This is a genomic window from Qipengyuania sp. L-5Y (genome assembly GCF_056859455.1).
The window spans coordinates 26,593-44,397 of sequence record NZ_JBSXOM010000031.1; the positions used below are offsets into that span (position 1 = coordinate 26,593).

A 17,805-nucleotide genomic window follows, 5' to 3' on the forward strand; every position below is an offset into this window, starting at 1 on the left:
GCATTGAGACGCGAAAACGCTATGTGCGCGCCTTCCCAAGTCATCTTCGGGAATCGTGCGGGAGGCTTGCAACAGCAGGCCGCTGACCGCTTACCATGAGCCTTGGTTCGAAAGTGTCGGGGCGACAGTGAGAAAGGAGGCCAGTTATGGCCAAGAAGATCGACGGCTATATCAAGCTGCAGGTGCCTGCGGGCACCGCCAATCCCTCGCCGCCCATCGGCCCTGCGCTGGGTCAGCGCGGCGTGAACATCATGGAATTCTGCAAGGCGTTCAACGCAGCGACCGACAGCCTTGAAAAGGGCATGCCGATCCCGACGACGATCACCGTCTATGCGGACCGTTCGTTCACCTTCGTCACCAAGAGCCCGCCGGCCAGCTTCCTCATCAAGAAGGCCGCCAAGCTCAAGTCGGGCTCGAAAGAGCCGGGCAAGGTTTCGGCCGGATCGATCAAGCGTTCGGCGCTGAGCGAAATCGCCGAACAGAAAATGGCCGACCTGAACGCGAACGACATCGAACAGGCTACCAAGATCATCGAAGGCAGCGCGCGGTCGATGGGCCTCGACGTGGTGGAGGGCTAAGATCATGGCAAAGCAGACCAAGAAGCAGCAGATCGTCGCCAAGCTCGACGCTGAAAAGCTCTATAGCGTTGACGAAGCTCTCGCCACGCTGCGTGAACACAAGGCAAAGTTCGACGAAACCGTCGAAGTCGCGATGAACCTTGGTGTCGATCCGCGCCACGCCGACCAGATGGTCCGCGGCATGGTTTCGCTTCCGAGCGGTACCGGCAAGGACGTCAAGGTTGCCGTGTTCGCCAAGGGCGACAATGCCGAGAAGGCCCTGGCCGCAGGTGCGGACAAGGTCGGTGCCGAAGATCTCATGGAAGACATGCAGAACGGCAATCTCGACTACGATCGCGTGATCGCAACGCCCGACATGATGGGCGTCGTCGGCCGCCTCGGTAAGGTGCTGGGCCCCAAGGGCCTGATGCCGAACCCGAAGCTGGGTACGGTTACGCCGAACGTGGAGCAGGCCGTTAAGGACGCCAAGGGCGGCCAGGTCGAATTCCGCGTCGAGAAGCAGGGCATCATCCACTCCGGCATCGGCAAGCTGTCGTTCAAGGATGAAGACCTGAAGACGAACTTCAAGGCTCTGACCGATGCGATCGTGAAGGCGAAGCCTTCCGGCGCCAAGGGTAAGTATGTCCGCAAGGTAACGCTGACCTCGTCGATGGGGCCTGGCCTCAAGGTCGACCTCGAGGAAATCGAAGGCGCGTAATTCCCGCGTTGACGGATCGCCGATCAAGGTCGGCGGAGACAGATCAGAAAGGGCCGGCGGGTGCGAACCTTCCGGCCCTTTTCTTATGTGCGTAGAGCGCGGCGCAGGAGGTGCTCGGCCCCGGTTCGCGCTGCCAGTGATCGCGCATTTCCCACCGCCGCGTCGAAGGCCTTGAGGCTCGACAGCAATGCACGGTTCGCCAAGGTGGGGCGCAACAGAAGAAAGCTTGCGCAAGTTGCGCTGTGAGTGCCGAACAGGCTCTTGTGTGCCCCCTCTCCTTCGGTGAAGTCGAAGTAGCGGTAGCGTTGCTCTGCAAACAGGCTTTGGAGTGCTGCCATTTGCAACACAGTTCCGGGCGAAAGGTTGGCGTGGGCCGGATCGTAGCCGAGATAGGCATAGACGAGAGTTTCGCCGATCACCGGTAGATAGAGATAGGCAACTGGCTCGCCATTCAGGAAGAGCAGAAAGGCGCGGACGCGATCTTGCCAGGCGAGCTCGCGCATTTCGGCGCGGGCTATCTCGCTTTCGGGCAATCCTGCGTCGAGCAGGCGTGCCTGATAGGTAAGCCGCGATAGCGGAACGGCATGGTGGACGAACTCGTCCATTTCCTCAGGTCGGGAATAGAGGCGCAGGTCGAGCGATCCGCCGCTTTCACTTTCCATCTTGCGTCGTTTGCGCCGCAAGGTCGATCGGGTCTTTCCCGAAAAGCGTGCCAGGTAATCATCGTAACTACCGGTCATGTCGATGTAATGGCGCTCGTAATCTTCCCGCCCGCCTATGAGAAATCCCGGCATGGCGTCGCGCAGTTTTGCTTCTGCTGCCGGCGGCGCGGAGAGAATCCGGAACCCATCAGCATGAGTAATGGATGGGATCGTAGGAATCCTGCCTGCAAGCACATCCGCAAGCGAAAAGGCAACTGGGACGACATTGCGTCCGACTGTGATCAGGCGACGCGAACCGATGGTATAGGAAATCCGGTGCGGTGCAGCCTGCGGCTGCGAACCAGTCACGAGGCCCCGTAGATAGCGTTCGATACAAGTTGTTCGGCAACGCGCGCGGCACTGCGAAGTTCGCTCTGCGGCAAGCAGGCCGCACCTGTCGTTTCGCCGATACGCGGCGGCTTGCTGGCGAAGGTGGCCCCTTTGGCGCCGGGCGTTTCGGCGATGGTTCGACAGAACCTCTCGAACCGTGCGCGAACGATGGCGTTGGCGCGCTTGCGTTTGCGGCACATCAGTTCGAAGCTGTGGCACACGATGTTGAAGAGGGGATAGTCCTTGCGCAGGCAATGGTTGAGTGCGGCAGCCATCTCCCAATGGGAAAGGGCGGTAATCTGCGCATGACGCCTGCCGCGAAAGCTTCGAATGGCTCCGACGGGCACTTCGATGGTTCCTTGATGTTCGACCACGCGCTGGTCGGTTTCCCTTAGCGAGATGCGGCATTCGGACCGGCTGATCCCCGGGACATGACTGCTGTCATAGCGGATGCCCACGCGTGCCAGCGCGCGAAGGGTGGCATCGTTAGCGCCGTAATTGCCTGCCCGAAATGCGGTAGGGGCGGGCGCCCCGGCACGCATGAGGTGGTCACGCGCGATCTCGAGCAGTTCGACCTGCTCTTCTTCGGTAAACTGATGCATGTTGCGGCCCGTCCGGCCGGGCAGGGGATTGGCGTCTCCTGCGATTTTCAACCATTCGGGATGCAGGTGGAGTTGGATTTCGTGACCGCGCTTCAGGATCGGCTCGACAACGGCTGCGATGGCTGACGTGCCCCAGACAAGTGCCGGCATTGGATCGACGAAGAAGATTCCCTTCATGCCGTACTCTTCCATCACGTCCATCTGGTAACCGATGCCTACGTCGCCGAAGTCCGTCACGCAGGTAATCGAGCGTTCGAAGACTTCCTGACGCGCGTGCAGGCCCAGGCGCGTGGCAAGTCGCGCGGAGTATTCGGTATCGATCGTCATGTAGACTGCAGTCATTCTCGATACCTACAACAGGGGAGTTAACAGTTACTCCAGACCGGTAAGTTCTTAAATTCCGCCTGGAGTAAAATCAAACCCCGCCATCGCGAGGCCATCGCAGAGGCTGTCGACGCAGCTTTTCAGTTCTTGTGCGCTGGTCGAACGAACCACGAAATTGGCACCCACACGCCCATCGCGGAAGAAGGGGTAGCTGCCGATCTGGCAATGTTCGTGCGCCTTCTCGACCTGCCGGAGAATGTCTGCGACTTCGCTTTCGGGGGTCCAGCAACCCACCGTTTCCGACAGGAGCGGGGCGCCGCCTTCCAGCGTTCCGGTAAGAGCATCGAGCATGCCTGCAGTGATGTGCGGGACGCCGGCCATCAGGTGGACATTGCCGATCTTGATGCCGGGCGCCCCCGACATCCGGTTCGGTATCAGGTCCGCTCCTTCGGGCACGCGCGCCATGCGCAGGCGCGCATCCGTCAAACCGCCGGGCTTGTCGGCATAGTACTTTTCCAGGATCGCGCGTGCCTGCGGATGGACGACCACGTTTACACCGAGTGCTTGGGCCACGGCATCGACGGTAATATCGTCATGGGTGGGGCCGATGCCGCCCGTGGTGAACAGGTAATCGTTGCCTTCGCGCAGCGCGTTCACAGCTTCGACGATCCGTTCCATCACATCCGGCACGACGCGCACTTCGGCGAGCCTGATGCCCTGGACCTGAAGCCAGCTTGCGATCTGGGCGATATTCTTGTCGTGCGTTCGGCCCGATAGGATTTCATCACCGATGATGACAAGTCCTGCGGTAAAGATGCGTTCGGTCATGGGAAGGGCGTAACGCGGTCGGCGGGCGAATGCTACTCTGCAGCTTCCAGTTGCTGATCGGCAAATTTCGCATTCGCCCCGTGACGACGGAATTCGAGCAACCCGTCATCGACCGGGTCCTGCTTCATACGCTTGCGGTCCAGCACATATTCCTGATTGAGGCGCCAGGGATAGGCCACTGCGTTCCGCGGCATGATATGCTTGCTGCGCTGGATGTAGCCCGATGAGAAATCGAAAATATCGTCTTCTTCGATCGCGGCTTCCGCTTGCGGCGTGAGTATCGGTTCGGCCACGTCGACACCCTGTTTGCGCGTTTCGTTCAGAACACGGCAGATGAAATCCGAATTGATGTCAGCGCGCAGCGTCCAGCTGGCGTTGAGATAGCCGAAGACCACTGCAAGGTTCGGCACGTTCGAGAACATGCAGCCCTTGTAGTAGAAGTGCTGGGCGAGATCGATCGGCTGACCTTCTTTCGAAAGCGCGATCTTGCCCGCGACAGCCAGCTTCAACCCTGTCGCCGTAACGACGATGTCGGCGGGTAGGAAGCGATCGTCCTTCAGGCGCACGCCTCCCTTTTCGAAAGCCTTGATGTGGCCCGTCACAACTTCGGCTTTCCCGTTCTTCATCGCCTGGAACAGATCGTCGTCCGGAACGAGACAAAGCCGTTGGTCCCACGGATTGTAGGGCGGGGTGAACGGCGCCAGATCGTAATCCTCGCCCATGGATTTGCGAATGCGCTTGTGCAGCCCTTCCTTCACCTTCTCCGGCTTGTTGCGCGCCATCTTGAAGGCGAAATCCTGCATCGTGATGTTTTTCCACCGGGTCAGCCGGTAAGCCAGTTTCTCGGGCAGGATCCTCCGCAGGAAATTCGCAAGGGCATCCTTCGCCGGACGGCTGAACATCCAGGTCGGGGTGCGCTGAAGCATGGTGACCTTCGCCGCCTTGTCCGCCATCGATGGAACGATGGTGACGGCAGTCGCGCCCGAGCCCACGACGACGACATCCTTATTCGAATAATCGAGATCATCCGGCCAGAACTGGGGGTGGAGAACCTGCCCTTCGAACCCGCCCAGATCGAACCCCGGATCGTAAGGTTCGTCGTAATCGTAATAGCCCGAACCGAGATACAGCCAGTTGGCGGTCAGATGCTTGCGCTCGCCTTCACCGGTTTCCAGCGTGACATGCCAGCGTGCATCGCTTTCGCGCCAGTCGGCGGCAAGGACCTTGTGTTCCAACCGGATATGGTCACGGATTTTACGCTCATCCACGATCCGTTCGAGATATTCGAGAATCGCGGGACCGTCCGCGATCGATTTTTCATGGCGCCACGGTTCGAAATCGAAGCCAAGCGTGTGCATGTCGCTATCGGAGCGGATGCCGGGATACCGAAAGAGGTCCCAAGTCCCGCCGAGACTTTCGCGGCGTTCCACGATGACGAAACTGTGGTCGGGCGCCTTCTCTTTCATGTGCGCAGCCATACCGATGCCGGAAATGCCCGCACCGACGATCAAAACATCGAAATCGGTCGCCGTGTTCTTCATGTCACTCTCCCAAGTGTGGAAGAGCCTAACCCAGACTTCGCTTCAGCGCCAGCCTCGGTTGCAGTGAGAAACCTAAATGCTTCCCGGTCGCCCACGCGGATGTGCCGGGACGATGCGAGAACATTGGGACGCCAGAGGTCTATTCTTCGCCCTGATCCATTTCGCGGATGATATGTTCGAGCACGCTGGGATGCAGCGGCTGTTCGAATTCCGCGCCGACGACATGACCCTTGCGCCATTTCACGTCAGCCGGGATCGGCCCGACGTTCCCGACTTTGACGAGGATTCCGGCTTCCGTCTGAAGAACCGAGAACTTGTCGAAAAACCGGCAGCCATATTCGGAGATGTCCTTGATCCAGACATCGCGCGCGCCGCCTTGCCGCGCACGATAGCGCCCTGCAACAGTGACGGTATGCCGCGTTTCTCTACGATACTCCTTGGACATTTCCGATTCTCGTAGTGACCCTTTTTTCCACGATAGCGACAGCAGAAGTATTTAGACAAGAAATGCTTCGCTATCGCTTTCGTGAAGCGGCTGCGTTAGGGCATCGATCATAGGGGAGAGCCGGTTAACAATGAATAATAACGACAAACCCCCTTTACGTAGAGTGACATCGATCGATGTTGCCGAGCGGGCCGGGGTCAGCCAATCGACCGTCAGCCGTGCCTTGTCGGGCAGCGAGACGATCACCGAAGCGACCCGCCGCCGTGTCGAACTGGCAGCCGAGCAATTGGGATATCATGTCAACGCGCGCGCTGCCGGTCTGAGGCGCGGGGAAACCGGAACGATCGCCATTGTGGTGATCGGCCGCGAAGGGCAGGGGCCGGCGGCAATCAATCCGTTCTATTACAGCCTGCTGGGCAGTACCTGTGCCGCCGCAGCGGAGCGGGGATACGAGGCGCTGGTATCGTTTCAGGCGCGACCGGAGGAATTCTTCGGCCATTATGTGGCCCGCAGGCAGGCGGACGGCGTGGTGGTCATCGGGACCGCGACCAACGAGGCGGCATGGGATTATTTCCGCACCTGCGCCGAGCAATCGGAAGGCATGGCCTTTTGGGGATCACCTTTCGACGACAGCGTCTGGGTACGTTCCGACAATCGGGAGGCCGGGCGCCTGGCGGTCGAGCGGCTGGCGCGTAGCGGGGCGGAGCGGATCGTTTTCGTCGGCGATACGGCGTCATCGCAGCGTCAGTTCCGGGAACGGTACGAAGGGTATCGCGACGCCATGGAGCAGGCTGGCTTGTCGCCGGTCGAGCCGGTGATCAGCGACGGCGAGGATCGCGTGTCCCAAGGACGCAACGCGATCAAGCAGATGGCTGACAGCGGCGCAGGGTTCGACGGGCTATTTTTCGCCTGCGATGCCATGGCGCTCGGTGCGCTGGAGGAACTGGCCTCGCTGGGGATCGCAGTGCCCGATCAGGTCGGCGTGATCGGATTCGACGGACTGGGATCCGGCGAATTCAGCGCTCCCCCGCTCACCACCGTACAACCCGATTTCGCTCAGGCCGGCATGACGCTGGTCGATACGGCTCTCGCATCCGGGGAAGATCGCCCCGAACGACGTGTCAAGGTTCACCTCGTCGAACGCGCCAGTGTGCGTTGATCGTCGCATTCGCTTTCAGGGGAATATCATGAAGACAAGTATTGCTTCCGTTCTTGCCGTCCTATTCGCGGGACAGGCTGCGTATGCCCAGGATTCCGAACCGAGTCCCAATCCCGTCGAGGAGCAGGAGGTCGAGGCGTCTTCGCAGGATGGACCCGCAGAAGGCAGCGGCCAGACAGTCCAGGCGGCCGCGGCGACCGCCAACCCTGCAGCCGAGCGCACGGATGAAGCGAAGTGGGACGTCACTGCGCCACGCGGCGCCAATATCCGCCAGGTGCCGATCCGTACCGACGAGGGTACGTGGATGGATGTCGATGTGTCCCCCGATGGCCGAACACTGGCATTCGCACTGCTGGGCGACATCTACACCATGCCAGTCACGGGCGGAACGCCAACCCGTGTGGCGGAAGGTCTGGCATGGGAAGTGCAGCCGCGGTTTTCACCCGATGGCCGCCGCATCGCCTTCACCTCCGACAGGGGCGGCGGCGACAACATCTGGATCATGAATGTCGATGGTTCGGACAAGCGCCAGCTGACCAAGGAGGATTTCCGCCTCATCAATCAAGCAAGCTGGTCGCCCGACGGCAATTACATCGTCGCCAAGAAGCATTTCACCACCCAGCGTTCGCTCGGCACAGGCGAGATCTGGATCTACCATGTTTCGGGTGGGGGCGGTGTCCAGCTGGTGAAGCGGGCGAGCGACACCTTGCAAAAGGAACTAGGCGAGCCCGTCTATTCGCCCAATGGCGATGCGGTATATTATTCGCGCAACGTCACATCCGGGCCGATTTTCGAATATGCGCAGGATTCCACGCAGGGAACCTTCGCCATCGAGCGTTACGATCTGGCGACCGGCGAAGTGACGACGGCCGTCAGCGGATATGGCGGCGCGGTTCGCCCGCAGCCTTCGCCCGATGGCAAGAACATCGCCTTTATCCGCCGGGACAAGGACAAGACCGAGCTCTGGGTCAAGGATCTGGCGAGCGGTCAGCAGCGCATGATCTATGGAGACCTCGACATGGACATGCAGGAAACCTGGGCCGTGCATGGCTTCTATCCCTTGATGGACTGGATGCCGGACGGCAATTCCATCGTGCTGTGGGCAGGCGGCAAGTTACAGCGCGTCTCCGCCGATGGCAGCGGCGCCAGCGTTATTCCCTTTACCATCGACGATACGCGCGGCGTTGCCGATGCACCCCACCCGGTAATCCCGGTTTCGCCCGACAGCTTTACGGCCAAGATCCCGCGGTTCACGAGCGTATCGCCCGACGGACGAACAGTGGTGTTCGAAAGCCTGGGCAAGCTGTATTCGAAGCCGGTGGCGGGCGGAACGGCGCGGCGAGTGACGTCCGCCGATGACGATGCACTCGAACTGTGGCCGTCATGGTCCCGCGACGGGCGGCGGCTTACTTATGTGCGCTGGACCGATGCGGGCCTCGGGCAAATCATGACCGCCAATGCCAATGGATCCAATGCGCGCGTGGTCACCAGCATGCAGGGCCACTATGCGCAGCCCAGCTTTTCGCCGGATGGCAGCACGATCGTTTTCGAAAAACGTTCGGGAGGCTATTTAACCTCGCCAGAGTTTTCGGAGAATGCCGGGGTTTACCGCGTCAGCGCGAGCGGCGGCGTACCGGAACTGATCGCGCGGGATACGACCAATCCCCAGTTCGGTGCCCAGAACGACAGAGTGTTCATGCTTGGCAGGCAGGACGGCAAGCTCCAGCTTCTGTCTGCCGATCTCGATGGCGATGCGAGGCAGGTCCATGCCGAAGGCGAACTGGCGACGGAATATCACGTCAGTCCGCGCGGCGATTTCGTGGCCTTCCGGGAGAATTACGAAGCATTCGCCATGCCGCTGCTGCCGGGCGGACAGGCGGTTACGGTCGGCGAGGAAGCAAGCTCGCTACCGGTCGTGCGCGCATCCAAAGGCGGAGCGGATTATATCGGGTGGACCGAAGGCGGCGATATGCTGACCTGGTCGATGGGACCCGTGCTCTATCGCGCCAGCCTGGCATCGATGTTCGCCAGCGCACCGAAGGACAAGGACGCACCTAAGTTCGTGCCGCCGACCTCTGGCACGTCGCTGGAGCGTACGGTCAGCGCGGACAAGCCGCGCGCAACCGTGGCGATCACGGGTGCGAAGATCCTCACGATGACGGGCGACGGTGCGGGCGAGATTGCCGATGGCACCATCGTCATCGTCGGCGACAGGATTGCCGCGGTAGGTCCAGCCTCGTCCGTCCAGATACCGCAGGGCGCGACGATGATCGACGCTGCGGGCAAGACCATCATGCCGGGGCTGGTGGATGCCCATGCGCATGGTCCGCAAGGTGTGGGCGACCTGGTGCCGCAGCAGAACTGGTCGCTCGTCCAGAACCTGGCGATGGGTACGACCACCATCCACGATCCGTCTTCCAGCGCCAGCATGATCTTCTCCGCCTCGGAGCGGCAGCAGGCCGGCAACATGCTGGCACCGCGTATCTTTTCGACTGCGGAAGTCGTGTACGGGGCCAAGGCCCCCGGCGTTTATGCCCGCATCGACAGTTACGAGGATGCGCTGGCGCACATCCAGCGGATCAAGGCGCAGGGCGGTATTTCGATCAAGAACTACAATCAGCCGCGGCGTGAACAGCGCCAGCAGGTCGTCGCCGCTGCCCGTGCGGAAAACATGCTGGTGGTGGCAGAGGGCGGTTCGCTTTTCGGCATGGACATGAACCTCATCGCCGATGGCAATTCGACCATCGAACATAATGTCCCGGGCGAAGTCTTTTACGAAGACGTGCTGCAGTATTGGGCCGGATCGCAGTCCAATTACACGCCCACACTGGTCGTCACCTATGGCGGGCTGGCGGCCGACCCCTACTGGCGTCAGGCGACCGATGTGTTCGATAATCCCCTGATGGTCCACACCCCGCCGCGGCAGCTGATTGCGGAAACCGCGCGCAGGGTGACGGCCCCCGAATGGGCCTTCGTCGATGACGAGGCGGCGCGCGAAGCCAAAAAGCTGGCGCAGCGCGGGGTGAAGGTGAGCATCGGGGCCCATGGCCAGCAGGCCGGTGTCGGCTCGCACTGGGAGCTGTGGAGCTTCGTGCGCGGCGGCATGACACCCGTCGAATCGCTACGCGCAGGGACGATCGAATCCGCACGATCGCTGGGCATGGACCGCGATATCGGCAGTCTCGAGGCAGGCAAGCTGGCCGACCTGATCGTACTCGATGCCGATCCGAGCGAGAACATTCGCAATTCGGACAAGATCGAGCGCGTGATGATCGGCGGGCGGCTGTACGATGCCCGGACCATGAACGAGGTCGAGACGGGCGACGCGCGGCGCCTGCCGTATTGGTGGGAGTGAGATATCAGGGGCGGCGCGCAGCTAGCTACGCGCCGCTCTGCTTCAGGCTGCGCGGATCTGGCCGAGAAACGAGTCGACGCGGCTCTTGAGAGCGCCAGCCTGCTCTTCCAGCTCGCTTGCGGAATTGAGGACCTGGCTCGCGGCGGTTCCGGTCGCAAGGCTGGTCTCGCGGACCTGTCCGATGTGAGACGAAACTTCGTCGGTCGAACGTGCGGCAAGATCGATGCTGCGTGCCAGGTCCTGGCCTGCCACGGATTGCTGATCGACGGCACTGGCGATCGAGATGGCGGTCGATTCCAGTTCCTTGATCTGCCCGGCGATCGAACGCAGGGCGCCGACACTCGCTCCGGTGGATTGCTGCATGGCACGGATCTGCTCGGCGACTTCCTCGGTCGCGCGGCTCGTCTGGGCGGCCAGTTCTTTCACTTCGCTGGCAACGACTGCAAAGCCGCGGCCGGCCTCCCCGCCGCGTGCAGCCTCGATTGAGGCATTCAGCGCGAGAAGGTTCGTCCGCTGCGCGATCGACTGGATAAGCTCGACGATCTTTCCGACTTGTTCAGCCGAAGAGGCCAAGGCGGAAATGGTTTCGTCCGCCCCGTTGGCAGTATCGGTCGCTCGCCGTGCAAGGTCTGCGGAATGTGAGGCCTGGCGGCTTATTTCGCCAATCGACATGGCAAATTCGTCGGACGCGGCAGCGGCAGCAGTGGCGCCGTTGTTGGCCTGCTCCATGAGCGAGGTGACCAGTTGCGATTTACTCGAGGCTTGTTCCGCCGATGTGGCCATGCCCGATGCGGTAGCATTGAGCTGGCTCGCGGCGGCGGCGACACCGCCTACAACGTCGCCGATGCCATTTTCGAATTCCTTCGCCATGCGCATCAGTTCTTGCTTGCGGGCTTCCGCGTTTGCCTTGCGGCCGGCAAAGAGTTCGTCGAGTTTGTGACCAGACCTGAGAAAGACCGCGAACGTGCGGGCAAGATCGCCAATCTCGTCCGGGCGATGGGTATTGGATACGGTGAAATCGCGATCGCCGTTCGCGAGGCGGGACATGTCCGCGGAGATTTGCAGATAAGGTTCGATGACATGCCTGAGCACGAACCGGACGCTGGCAATTCCACTGACGAATGCCGCACTCAATATAGCGATCATGAGTATCTGTGCGGTTGCCGCAAAGGACGGCACGCAAAATCCAGCCAGGGCGAGGGCGGTGATTACCGTCATGCCGCCGAGCGAGAAGGTCGCTGCAAGCTTCGCCTTATTTGCAAGCGGCTGTTCCATCAGCCAGCGGCTCCATCCACGCATTGCGCGGACGTCCGCGGCGTTCACGATCTCGACATCTGCGATTTCGCGCGCGAGTTCCTCGTCGTAGATCAGCGAACTATGAGCATTCATCCCGGCATCCCCCTCAACGTCAGGTAAACTGTACGGGGCGAATGCTTGAAATCGCGTTAAGCCGCTTTCACGTGCAGGAGGAAGTCGGCTGCCTGCGATTTCAAGGTACGCGCCTGAGCCTCGAGTTCCGTGGAGGAATTAAGTACCTGACTGGCAGCAGCACCGGTCGCCAAACTCGTCTCGCGCACATGGTCGATATTCGACGCAACTTCATCGGTCGAGCGAGCCGCAAGATCGATGCTGCGTGCCAGATCCTGACCGGCAAACGACTGCTGATCCACAGCGCTGGCGATCGACACGGAAGTTGTTTCGAGTTCCTTGATCTGGCCTGCGATCGAACGCAGCGCGCTGACGCTGGCCCCGGTCGAATCTTGCATCGAGCGGATCTGACTGGCGACTTCCTCTGTCGCTTTGCTCGTCTGAGCGGCCAGTTCCTTAACTTCGCTGGCAACGACCGCGAAGCCCCGGCCGGCTTCTCCGCCCCTGGCAGCTTCTATCGATGCATTGAGGGCCAAGAGGTTGGTGCGCTTTGCGATCGACTGGATAAGTTCGACGATCTGCCCGACCTGGTCTGCGGATACGGCAAGCGCGGAGATCGTCTCGTCGGCTCCATTTGCTGCGTTTGCCGCATTGCGGGCAAGTTCTGCCGAATGGGCAGCCTGACGACTGATTTCCCCGATCGACATGGCGAACTCGTCGGACGCGGCAGCCGCTGCGGTAACGCCGCCGGATGCCTGCATCATGGAATCCGACACAATCGCTGCCTTCGAAGTCGTCTGTTCGGCGGCGGTTGCCATCGACCCCGCAGTTGTCTGCAACTGAGCGGCTGCAGCGGCGACACCATTGACGACTTCGCCGACGGTGGCTTCGAAACGCTGTGCAAGGCGAACAAGCTCTTGTCCGTGCTCACGGCGCGATGCTTCTCGCTCCTGAGCAAACTCTTCGATCTGGCGCGACGTATGAAGAAATACCTCGAGCGCCCGCGCGAGTTCGCCGATCTCGTCCTTTCGGTGCGTTGCGGGAATATGCATGTCTTTTTCGCCTTCGGCCAAGCGGCCGGCAACGTCGGTCATCTGGCGGAGGGTGCCCGATACGTCGCGCGCGAGAACGCGATGACTGATCCAGGCGACCACGGTTCCCACGACTGCGGCCAGGAGGAGCCCGACCAGCAACCACGTTATCATCGCGCGCGCTTCTGTGTCGGCAATATTGCCGATACGTTCGATCTCTTCGCGAGACATAACGGCCAGATCGACGATCTTCTGGCCATCGGCGTCAATCGCATCAGCGAAGGCATGTCGACTAGCGTCCGAGAAGCGCAGGCTCAGCGCCCCCGTGATCCGAACCCGCAGTCGTTCAAGCATCGCGCCCTGTTGCCGCAATTTCGGCAGAACCGTGGCAGCGTGACTGACGGCTCGATCTTCGAAGAGTTCGACGTCGCGATCAGCGCGGTCGAGCGATCGCAGGGCCGAGGTCAGATTGTCCCGGTCACCGGAAATGGCGTAACGCTGGACGAAGAGCCTTCCTTCATTGGTGTCGGCCACGAGCCGCTCAGCCGCAATGGCCGCCGAAGACAACGCCATGCGTTCGATGCGGGCACTGATTGCGAAGTACGCGCAGACCAACACCACAAGCAGGGTAGCCAGAACGATTCCGGCGTTGATGAACGAAATGGCTCGCAGCTTCTCCCCTACCGATTGCCGGTTCAGCCATGCAGCAACGCCACCTGCCCTGCCAGGATCGGATCTTTCCGAGGTGTGCGGGGTCATGCCAACTGTCGCAATTTCAGGCACGTGCTCTTCGGGCCGAACGCTACGTTCGGCCACCAAGCCATTTGCCATATCCTGAAGCGCACTCATGCGACTTTGCTTTCCCTGTCTTTCGTCTTGAGCGGAAGTCCGATTGGCTTGCCCAGATGTTGCGTGATTTCCTCTGACGGCATCGCTTTGAAATAGAGCCAACCCTGGATCTGGTCGCACCCGGCGGCACGGACCATATCGGCCTGCTCTTCGGTCTCGACCCCCTCGGCGGTGACCCCCATCTTCATGGCACGAGCTACCGTTATACTGGACAGCATCATCGCGCGGCTGCCATCGTCCTGACCTGCCTGAACGACCAGGCTGCGATCGAGTTTAAGCTTTTCGAACCGGAACTGGCGCAGAAAGCCGAACGATGCATAGCCGGTTCCGAAATCGTCGAGCGCTATGCGCACCCCAAAGCCCCGTATGACGGCCAGGCTGCGCTCTGCGACAACCGGATCCAGAACCAGGCACGTTTCCGTGATTTCGAGTTCCAGCCTTCCAGCGGGAAAGCCGGTTTCTTCGAGAATGTGGCCAAGTTGAATTGGGAATTCGGGATTGCGTAGCTGTGCTGCCGAAATATTGACCGACAGCGAGATGCCATCCCATTCGAGCGCGTCGCAACATGCCTGCCGCAGCACCCAAAGGCCGATCGAATTGATCAGACCGCTTTCTTCTGCAACGGGGATGAAGACATTCGGCCCGATGCGTTTGCCGTCCGGCCTGTCCCAGCGCATCAGGCATTCGGCGGACACGATCATGCGCGTCGTGCTATCCACCAGCGGTTGATAGTGAAGCCGGAATTCCTTGTTGACGAGCGCGCTACGTAACTCGTCGTCCATTTCCTTGAGCTGTTCACGGCTCTGGTCGAACGCCGGGTTGAACCACGTACAACGCATCTTGCCGCCGCGTTTGGAGGCATACATTGCGATATCCGCGCGGCGTAGCAGTTCCGACGACGTGGCATCATCCTGTGGAGCGCGGCGGGCCAGCCCGATACTGGCGCCGATCGTCAGACGCCTGTCTTCGACGTGGATCGGCTTGGCGAGCCGTTCGATGATCCGGCGGCTCAAGCCTTCCAGCAAGGTGCCGGCGACTGCCCCCCCGATCATCATGGCGTATTCGTCACCGCCCAAGCGGTAGACGCGAGCTTCGCCATCGCTGATCTGCTTGAAGATTTCCGCGCACTGCCGGAGGGCGGCATCGCCGACGAAATGCCCGTAGTGATCGTTGGTCAGCTTGAAGCCGTCGAGGTCTATCATCGCCAGCGCGACTTCGTGCCCCTGGCGGATTTCATCCTGAATATCGCTATGCAGCGCACGCCTGTTGGGCAGCTGGGTGAGGCTGTCACTTCGTGCAAGTTGATCGATAGCGCGCAACTGGCGAAGACCGAAACAGGTGCTGAGCGCTGTCGTTGCAGCAAACAGAACGGTACCGACGCCAAGGACGGCATAGGGCGAAGTGAAGCCGTAAAGCCGGTTGGCAACAGCAACCGCCCAAGTCAGGACGAATATGCTGGCTAGCGCCGCAATCGGACCGAAGATGACGGTCCGCAAGCCTGCTCTATGGACAGAAGTTTGCGAACCCGCAGTCATTTTTCGCTATGCGCCCCACGTTTGCGACCTTTTCGAAGGGGCTAGAGTGCATTCGCTAAGGAACGGTAAAACAAGACTTAAGGCTAACCGTTGTCCCGCCGGTCCCTCATCGCACGGCTGCCCGCAGACTTGGCTGCGCCATCGACAGATCGACGTGAATGGGCCGGTATAGGGACGAACCACAATTGGCCGGCCTGAAGCGTTCGGTCTGGCCGACAACCGTTTCGCCGGCCCCAAGCATCAGCCAGCCATCGCTGGCGATACCAGTGGCCACGCGGTCAAACGCAGCTGACCGTGTCGCAGGATCGAAGTACAGCAATACGTTGCGGCACATGACCAGATCGAACCGGCCAGGCGATGGCGGATAGTCGAGGATATTATGCTGCTGGAAACGCGTCATCGACCGAATCTTGTCGGACGCCTGCCAGTGGCCGCCGCAATCCGCGAAGAAGTTCAGCATCTGCGCCACGCTGATGCCGCGTTGAATTTCGAATTGGGTGTAAAGGCCGCTGCGCGCAGTCTCGACGGCCTTCCCCGAAACGTCGGTACCAAGGATTTCTATCGTCCAGTTTTTCCAACGGGGCGACTGTTCGGCAAATATCATCGCGAGGCTGAGCGCCTCCTGCCCGGTCGAGCAACCGGCCGACCAAATCGATAGTCGCTTCGACCCGGCCCGGCTACGCGCCAGATCAGGCAGGACATGATTAGAAAGCTGCGAGAAATAGGCCTGATCGCGGAAAAAATAGGTCTCGTTATTCAAAAGCGATTCGACGACCTTTGTCGCCAGACGCTGTTCGCCAGGTCGTTCGAGCATGCAGGCGAGCTGGTCCACATTCTCGATACCCAGTTCGCGGAAGAGGCCGGACAAGGCGCTCGACACGCGCCAGCGACGGCCTTCCGTCAGTTGCTGACCGGTGCGCTGGGTAAGAAGTTCGCCGATGATGCGGTGCGAAGCATCATTTATTTCCACGCTCCGGCTCCTGCGTTGTCCACGAGCGCATCGGCCAGTTCCGCAGGCGGCAGGACGGCCGTCGCAAGTCCCAGCTCCGTTACCGCTCGCGGCATTCCCCAGACAGCGCAGGTTTCCGCATCCTGGGCATACATCGAGCCGCCTGCGTTTACGATCGACTGGGCGCCATCTGATCCATCGCGGCCCATTCCCGAAAGAAGCACCCCGGCGACTTTGCCATCGAACGATTCGGCAATGGTTTCGAACATGGGATCGACCGAGGGCATGCAGCCGCTTTTGACGGGGTGATAGGCGAGCCCGAGTACGTGTCGCCCGGCGGATTTGCGTACGACCATATGGCCGTGGCCCGGAGCGATATAAATCTTGCCGCGCAGTATTTCGACGCCCTCGTCGGCCAGGATCGCTTCTCGACCTGCGGCCATTTCCATCTGCTTGGCAAAGACCGGAATAAAACTCGACGGAAGATGCTGCGTGATCAGGATCGGGAGATCGAAATTCTTCGGCACGTTGCGCAGGAACAGGTTCAGGGCATGAATGCCGCCGGTCGACGCGCCTATGGCGACGACCTGGGGCGATTTGGTTGCGCGAGTGGAGAGAGGCTTGCTTGCAGCCGTGGCTGCCTCTGCTGGCCTGATCCCTTTCAGCGCGCGTATCTTGCCAAGCAGGCTCGCCTTGTAATCATCGTCGAAGCCGCCGGGGCGCGGCTTGAGCATCGTGTCGGCTGCGCCAAGCGAAAGCGCCTTTATGGTCGCTTCGGCTCCATCAGCAGTGAGCGAAGATATTACGAGCACCTTAGTATCGGGTGCCGCTTCCATAATCTTGGGGAGTGCCTCGATACCGCCCATGCCCGGCATTTCGAGATCGAGGAGCATGACGTGCGGGCTGGTTGCGGCCAGCTCTGCAATGCCGCTTTCCGCAGTGCTGGCGGTCCCGACGACAATCATGTCGTCTGCCAGCTTGATCATGCGAGAAAATACGGTGCGCACGGTCAGCGAATCGTCGACGATCATGACCCGCACCGGGTCGGCGCCAATCCGGGAAGATTGATCCGCCATTACGTGATCGGAGTGGAGAAGCACGCCCATGTCACGCTACCTCAGGCCATGCCGACAAGCTGAAGCTTGATCTGCAGAGTCTCATGGTCAAACGGCTTCATGACATATTCGTCGGCGCCGGCACTGATGGCTTCCCGAATATGAGCGACGTCGTTCTCGGTAGTGCAGAAAACCACCTTGGGCTTGTCGCCGCCTTCGCGCACACGCAGCTGCGTGATGAACTCGATGCCTGTCATGACCGGCATGTTCCAGTCCAGCAGAACCACATCGGGCATCGCTTCGGTGCAGCGATCGAGCCCTTCCTGTCCATTCTCCGCTTCCTCGACCTGGAACCCAAGCGTTTCGAGAATGTGTCTCGATACCTTGCGGATTACGCGCGAGTCATCGACGATAAGGCAGGTTTTCATTTCAAATGACCTCTGGTGCTTTCACGCGAT

The 17,805-nt window shown here is 60.7% G+C and carries 15 protein-coding genes; 4 read left to right on the forward strand and 11 right to left on the reverse strand.

Annotated elements, in window-relative coordinates; all coding sequences use genetic code 11:
* Positions 1–146 precede the first annotated feature (146 nt).
* Both rplK and rplA read left to right on the forward strand, forming a co-directional pair.
* Positions 147–578, forward strand: a complete 432-nt coding sequence (gene rplK, locus AC13F2_RS11130; RefSeq protein ID WP_103022417.1) for a 50S ribosomal protein L11 — start codon at positions 147–149, stop codon at positions 576–578.
* Between the two features lie 4 nt (positions 579–582).
* Complete coding sequence (gene rplA, locus AC13F2_RS11135) at positions 583–1,275, forward strand: 50S ribosomal protein L1 (protein WP_103022418.1); 693 nt, start codon at positions 583–585, stop codon at positions 1,273–1,275.
* Positions 1,276–1,358: 83 nt separating this feature from the next.
* Here the strand turns inward: rplA and AC13F2_RS11140 are convergent, their stop codons facing one another.
* The 5 genes from AC13F2_RS11140 to AC13F2_RS11160 all read right to left on the reverse strand — a co-directional run bounded on the left by AC13F2_RS11140 (position 1,359) and on the right by AC13F2_RS11160 (position 6,046).
* Positions 1,359–2,285, reverse strand: coding sequence for a GNAT family N-acetyltransferase (locus AC13F2_RS11140; protein WP_482965246.1), 927 nt, complete (start codon positions 2,283–2,285; stop codon positions 1,359–1,361).
* A complete protein-coding gene (locus tag AC13F2_RS11145) occupies positions 2,282–3,250 on the reverse strand; it encodes a polysaccharide deacetylase family protein (RefSeq protein ID WP_482965247.1) in 969 nt (322 codons plus the stop codon). The genes AC13F2_RS11140 and AC13F2_RS11145 overlap by 4 nt, the downstream gene beginning before the upstream one ends.
* Positions 3,251–3,301: 51 nt before the next feature.
* Positions 3,302–4,060, reverse strand: coding sequence for a competence/damage-inducible protein A (locus tag AC13F2_RS11150; RefSeq protein ID WP_196846828.1), 759 nt, complete (start codon positions 4,058–4,060; stop codon positions 3,302–3,304).
* A 32-nt stretch (positions 4,061–4,092) separates the two neighbouring features.
* Positions 4,093–5,601 carry a flavin-containing monooxygenase gene (locus AC13F2_RS11155; RefSeq protein ID WP_482965248.1) on the reverse strand — a complete coding sequence of 503 codons (1,509 nt, stop codon included), beginning with the start codon at positions 5,599–5,601 and terminating at the stop codon, positions 4,093–4,095.
* 139 nt (positions 5,602–5,740) lie between these two features.
* A complete protein-coding gene (locus AC13F2_RS11160) occupies positions 5,741–6,046 on the reverse strand; it encodes a hypothetical protein (protein ID WP_196846826.1) in 306 nt (101 codons plus the stop codon).
* Positions 6,047–6,176: 130 nt separating this feature from the next.
* On the opposite strand from AC13F2_RS11160, the gene AC13F2_RS11165 reads away from it, so the two are divergent.
* Together AC13F2_RS11165 and AC13F2_RS11170 are read left to right on the forward strand one after the other, a co-directional pair.
* Positions 6,177–7,205: a LacI family DNA-binding transcriptional regulator gene (locus AC13F2_RS11165; RefSeq protein ID WP_482965249.1), complete on the forward strand. Its 1,029-nt coding sequence runs from the start codon at positions 6,177–6,179 to the stop codon at positions 7,203–7,205.
* A 28-nt stretch (positions 7,206–7,233) separates the two neighbouring features.
* On the forward strand, positions 7,234–10,560 hold the full coding sequence (locus tag AC13F2_RS11170) for an amidohydrolase family protein (protein WP_482965250.1): 3,327 nt from the start codon (positions 7,234–7,236) through the stop codon (positions 10,558–10,560).
* 42 nt (positions 10,561–10,602) lie between these two features.
* Here the strand turns inward: AC13F2_RS11170 and AC13F2_RS11175 are convergent, their stop codons facing one another.
* The 6 genes from AC13F2_RS11175 to AC13F2_RS11200 all read right to left on the reverse strand — a co-directional run bounded on the left by AC13F2_RS11175 (position 10,603) and on the right by AC13F2_RS11200 (position 17,775).
* Entirely contained in the window at positions 10,603–11,949 is a 1,347-nt protein-coding gene (locus tag AC13F2_RS11175) for a methyl-accepting chemotaxis protein (RefSeq protein WP_482965251.1), read from the reverse strand.
* A 56-nt stretch (positions 11,950–12,005) separates the two neighbouring features.
* On the reverse strand, positions 12,006–13,808 hold the full coding sequence (locus AC13F2_RS11180; protein ID WP_482965252.1) for a methyl-accepting chemotaxis protein: 1,803 nt from the start codon (positions 13,806–13,808) through the stop codon (positions 12,006–12,008).
* Positions 13,805–15,304, reverse strand: coding sequence for a putative bifunctional diguanylate cyclase/phosphodiesterase (locus AC13F2_RS11185; RefSeq protein WP_482965253.1), 1,500 nt, complete (start codon positions 15,302–15,304; stop codon positions 13,805–13,807). Before AC13F2_RS11185 ends, AC13F2_RS11180 begins: the two co-directional genes overlap by 4 nt.
* Before the next feature lie 145 nt (positions 15,305–15,449).
* On the reverse strand, positions 15,450–16,313 hold the full coding sequence (locus AC13F2_RS11190) for a CheR family methyltransferase (RefSeq protein ID WP_482965254.1): 864 nt from the start codon (positions 16,311–16,313) through the stop codon (positions 15,450–15,452).
* Positions 16,304–17,398, reverse strand: coding sequence for a chemotaxis-specific protein-glutamate methyltransferase CheB (gene cheB / locus AC13F2_RS11195; RefSeq protein WP_248284409.1), 1,095 nt, complete (start codon positions 17,396–17,398; stop codon positions 16,304–16,306). The genes AC13F2_RS11190 and cheB overlap by 10 nt, the downstream gene beginning before the upstream one ends.
* A gap of 11 nt (positions 17,399–17,409) precedes the next feature.
* Positions 17,410–17,775, reverse strand: a complete 366-nt coding sequence (locus tag AC13F2_RS11200) for a response regulator (RefSeq protein WP_103022429.1) — start codon at positions 17,773–17,775, stop codon at positions 17,410–17,412.
* Positions 17,776–17,805 lie beyond the last annotated feature (30 nt).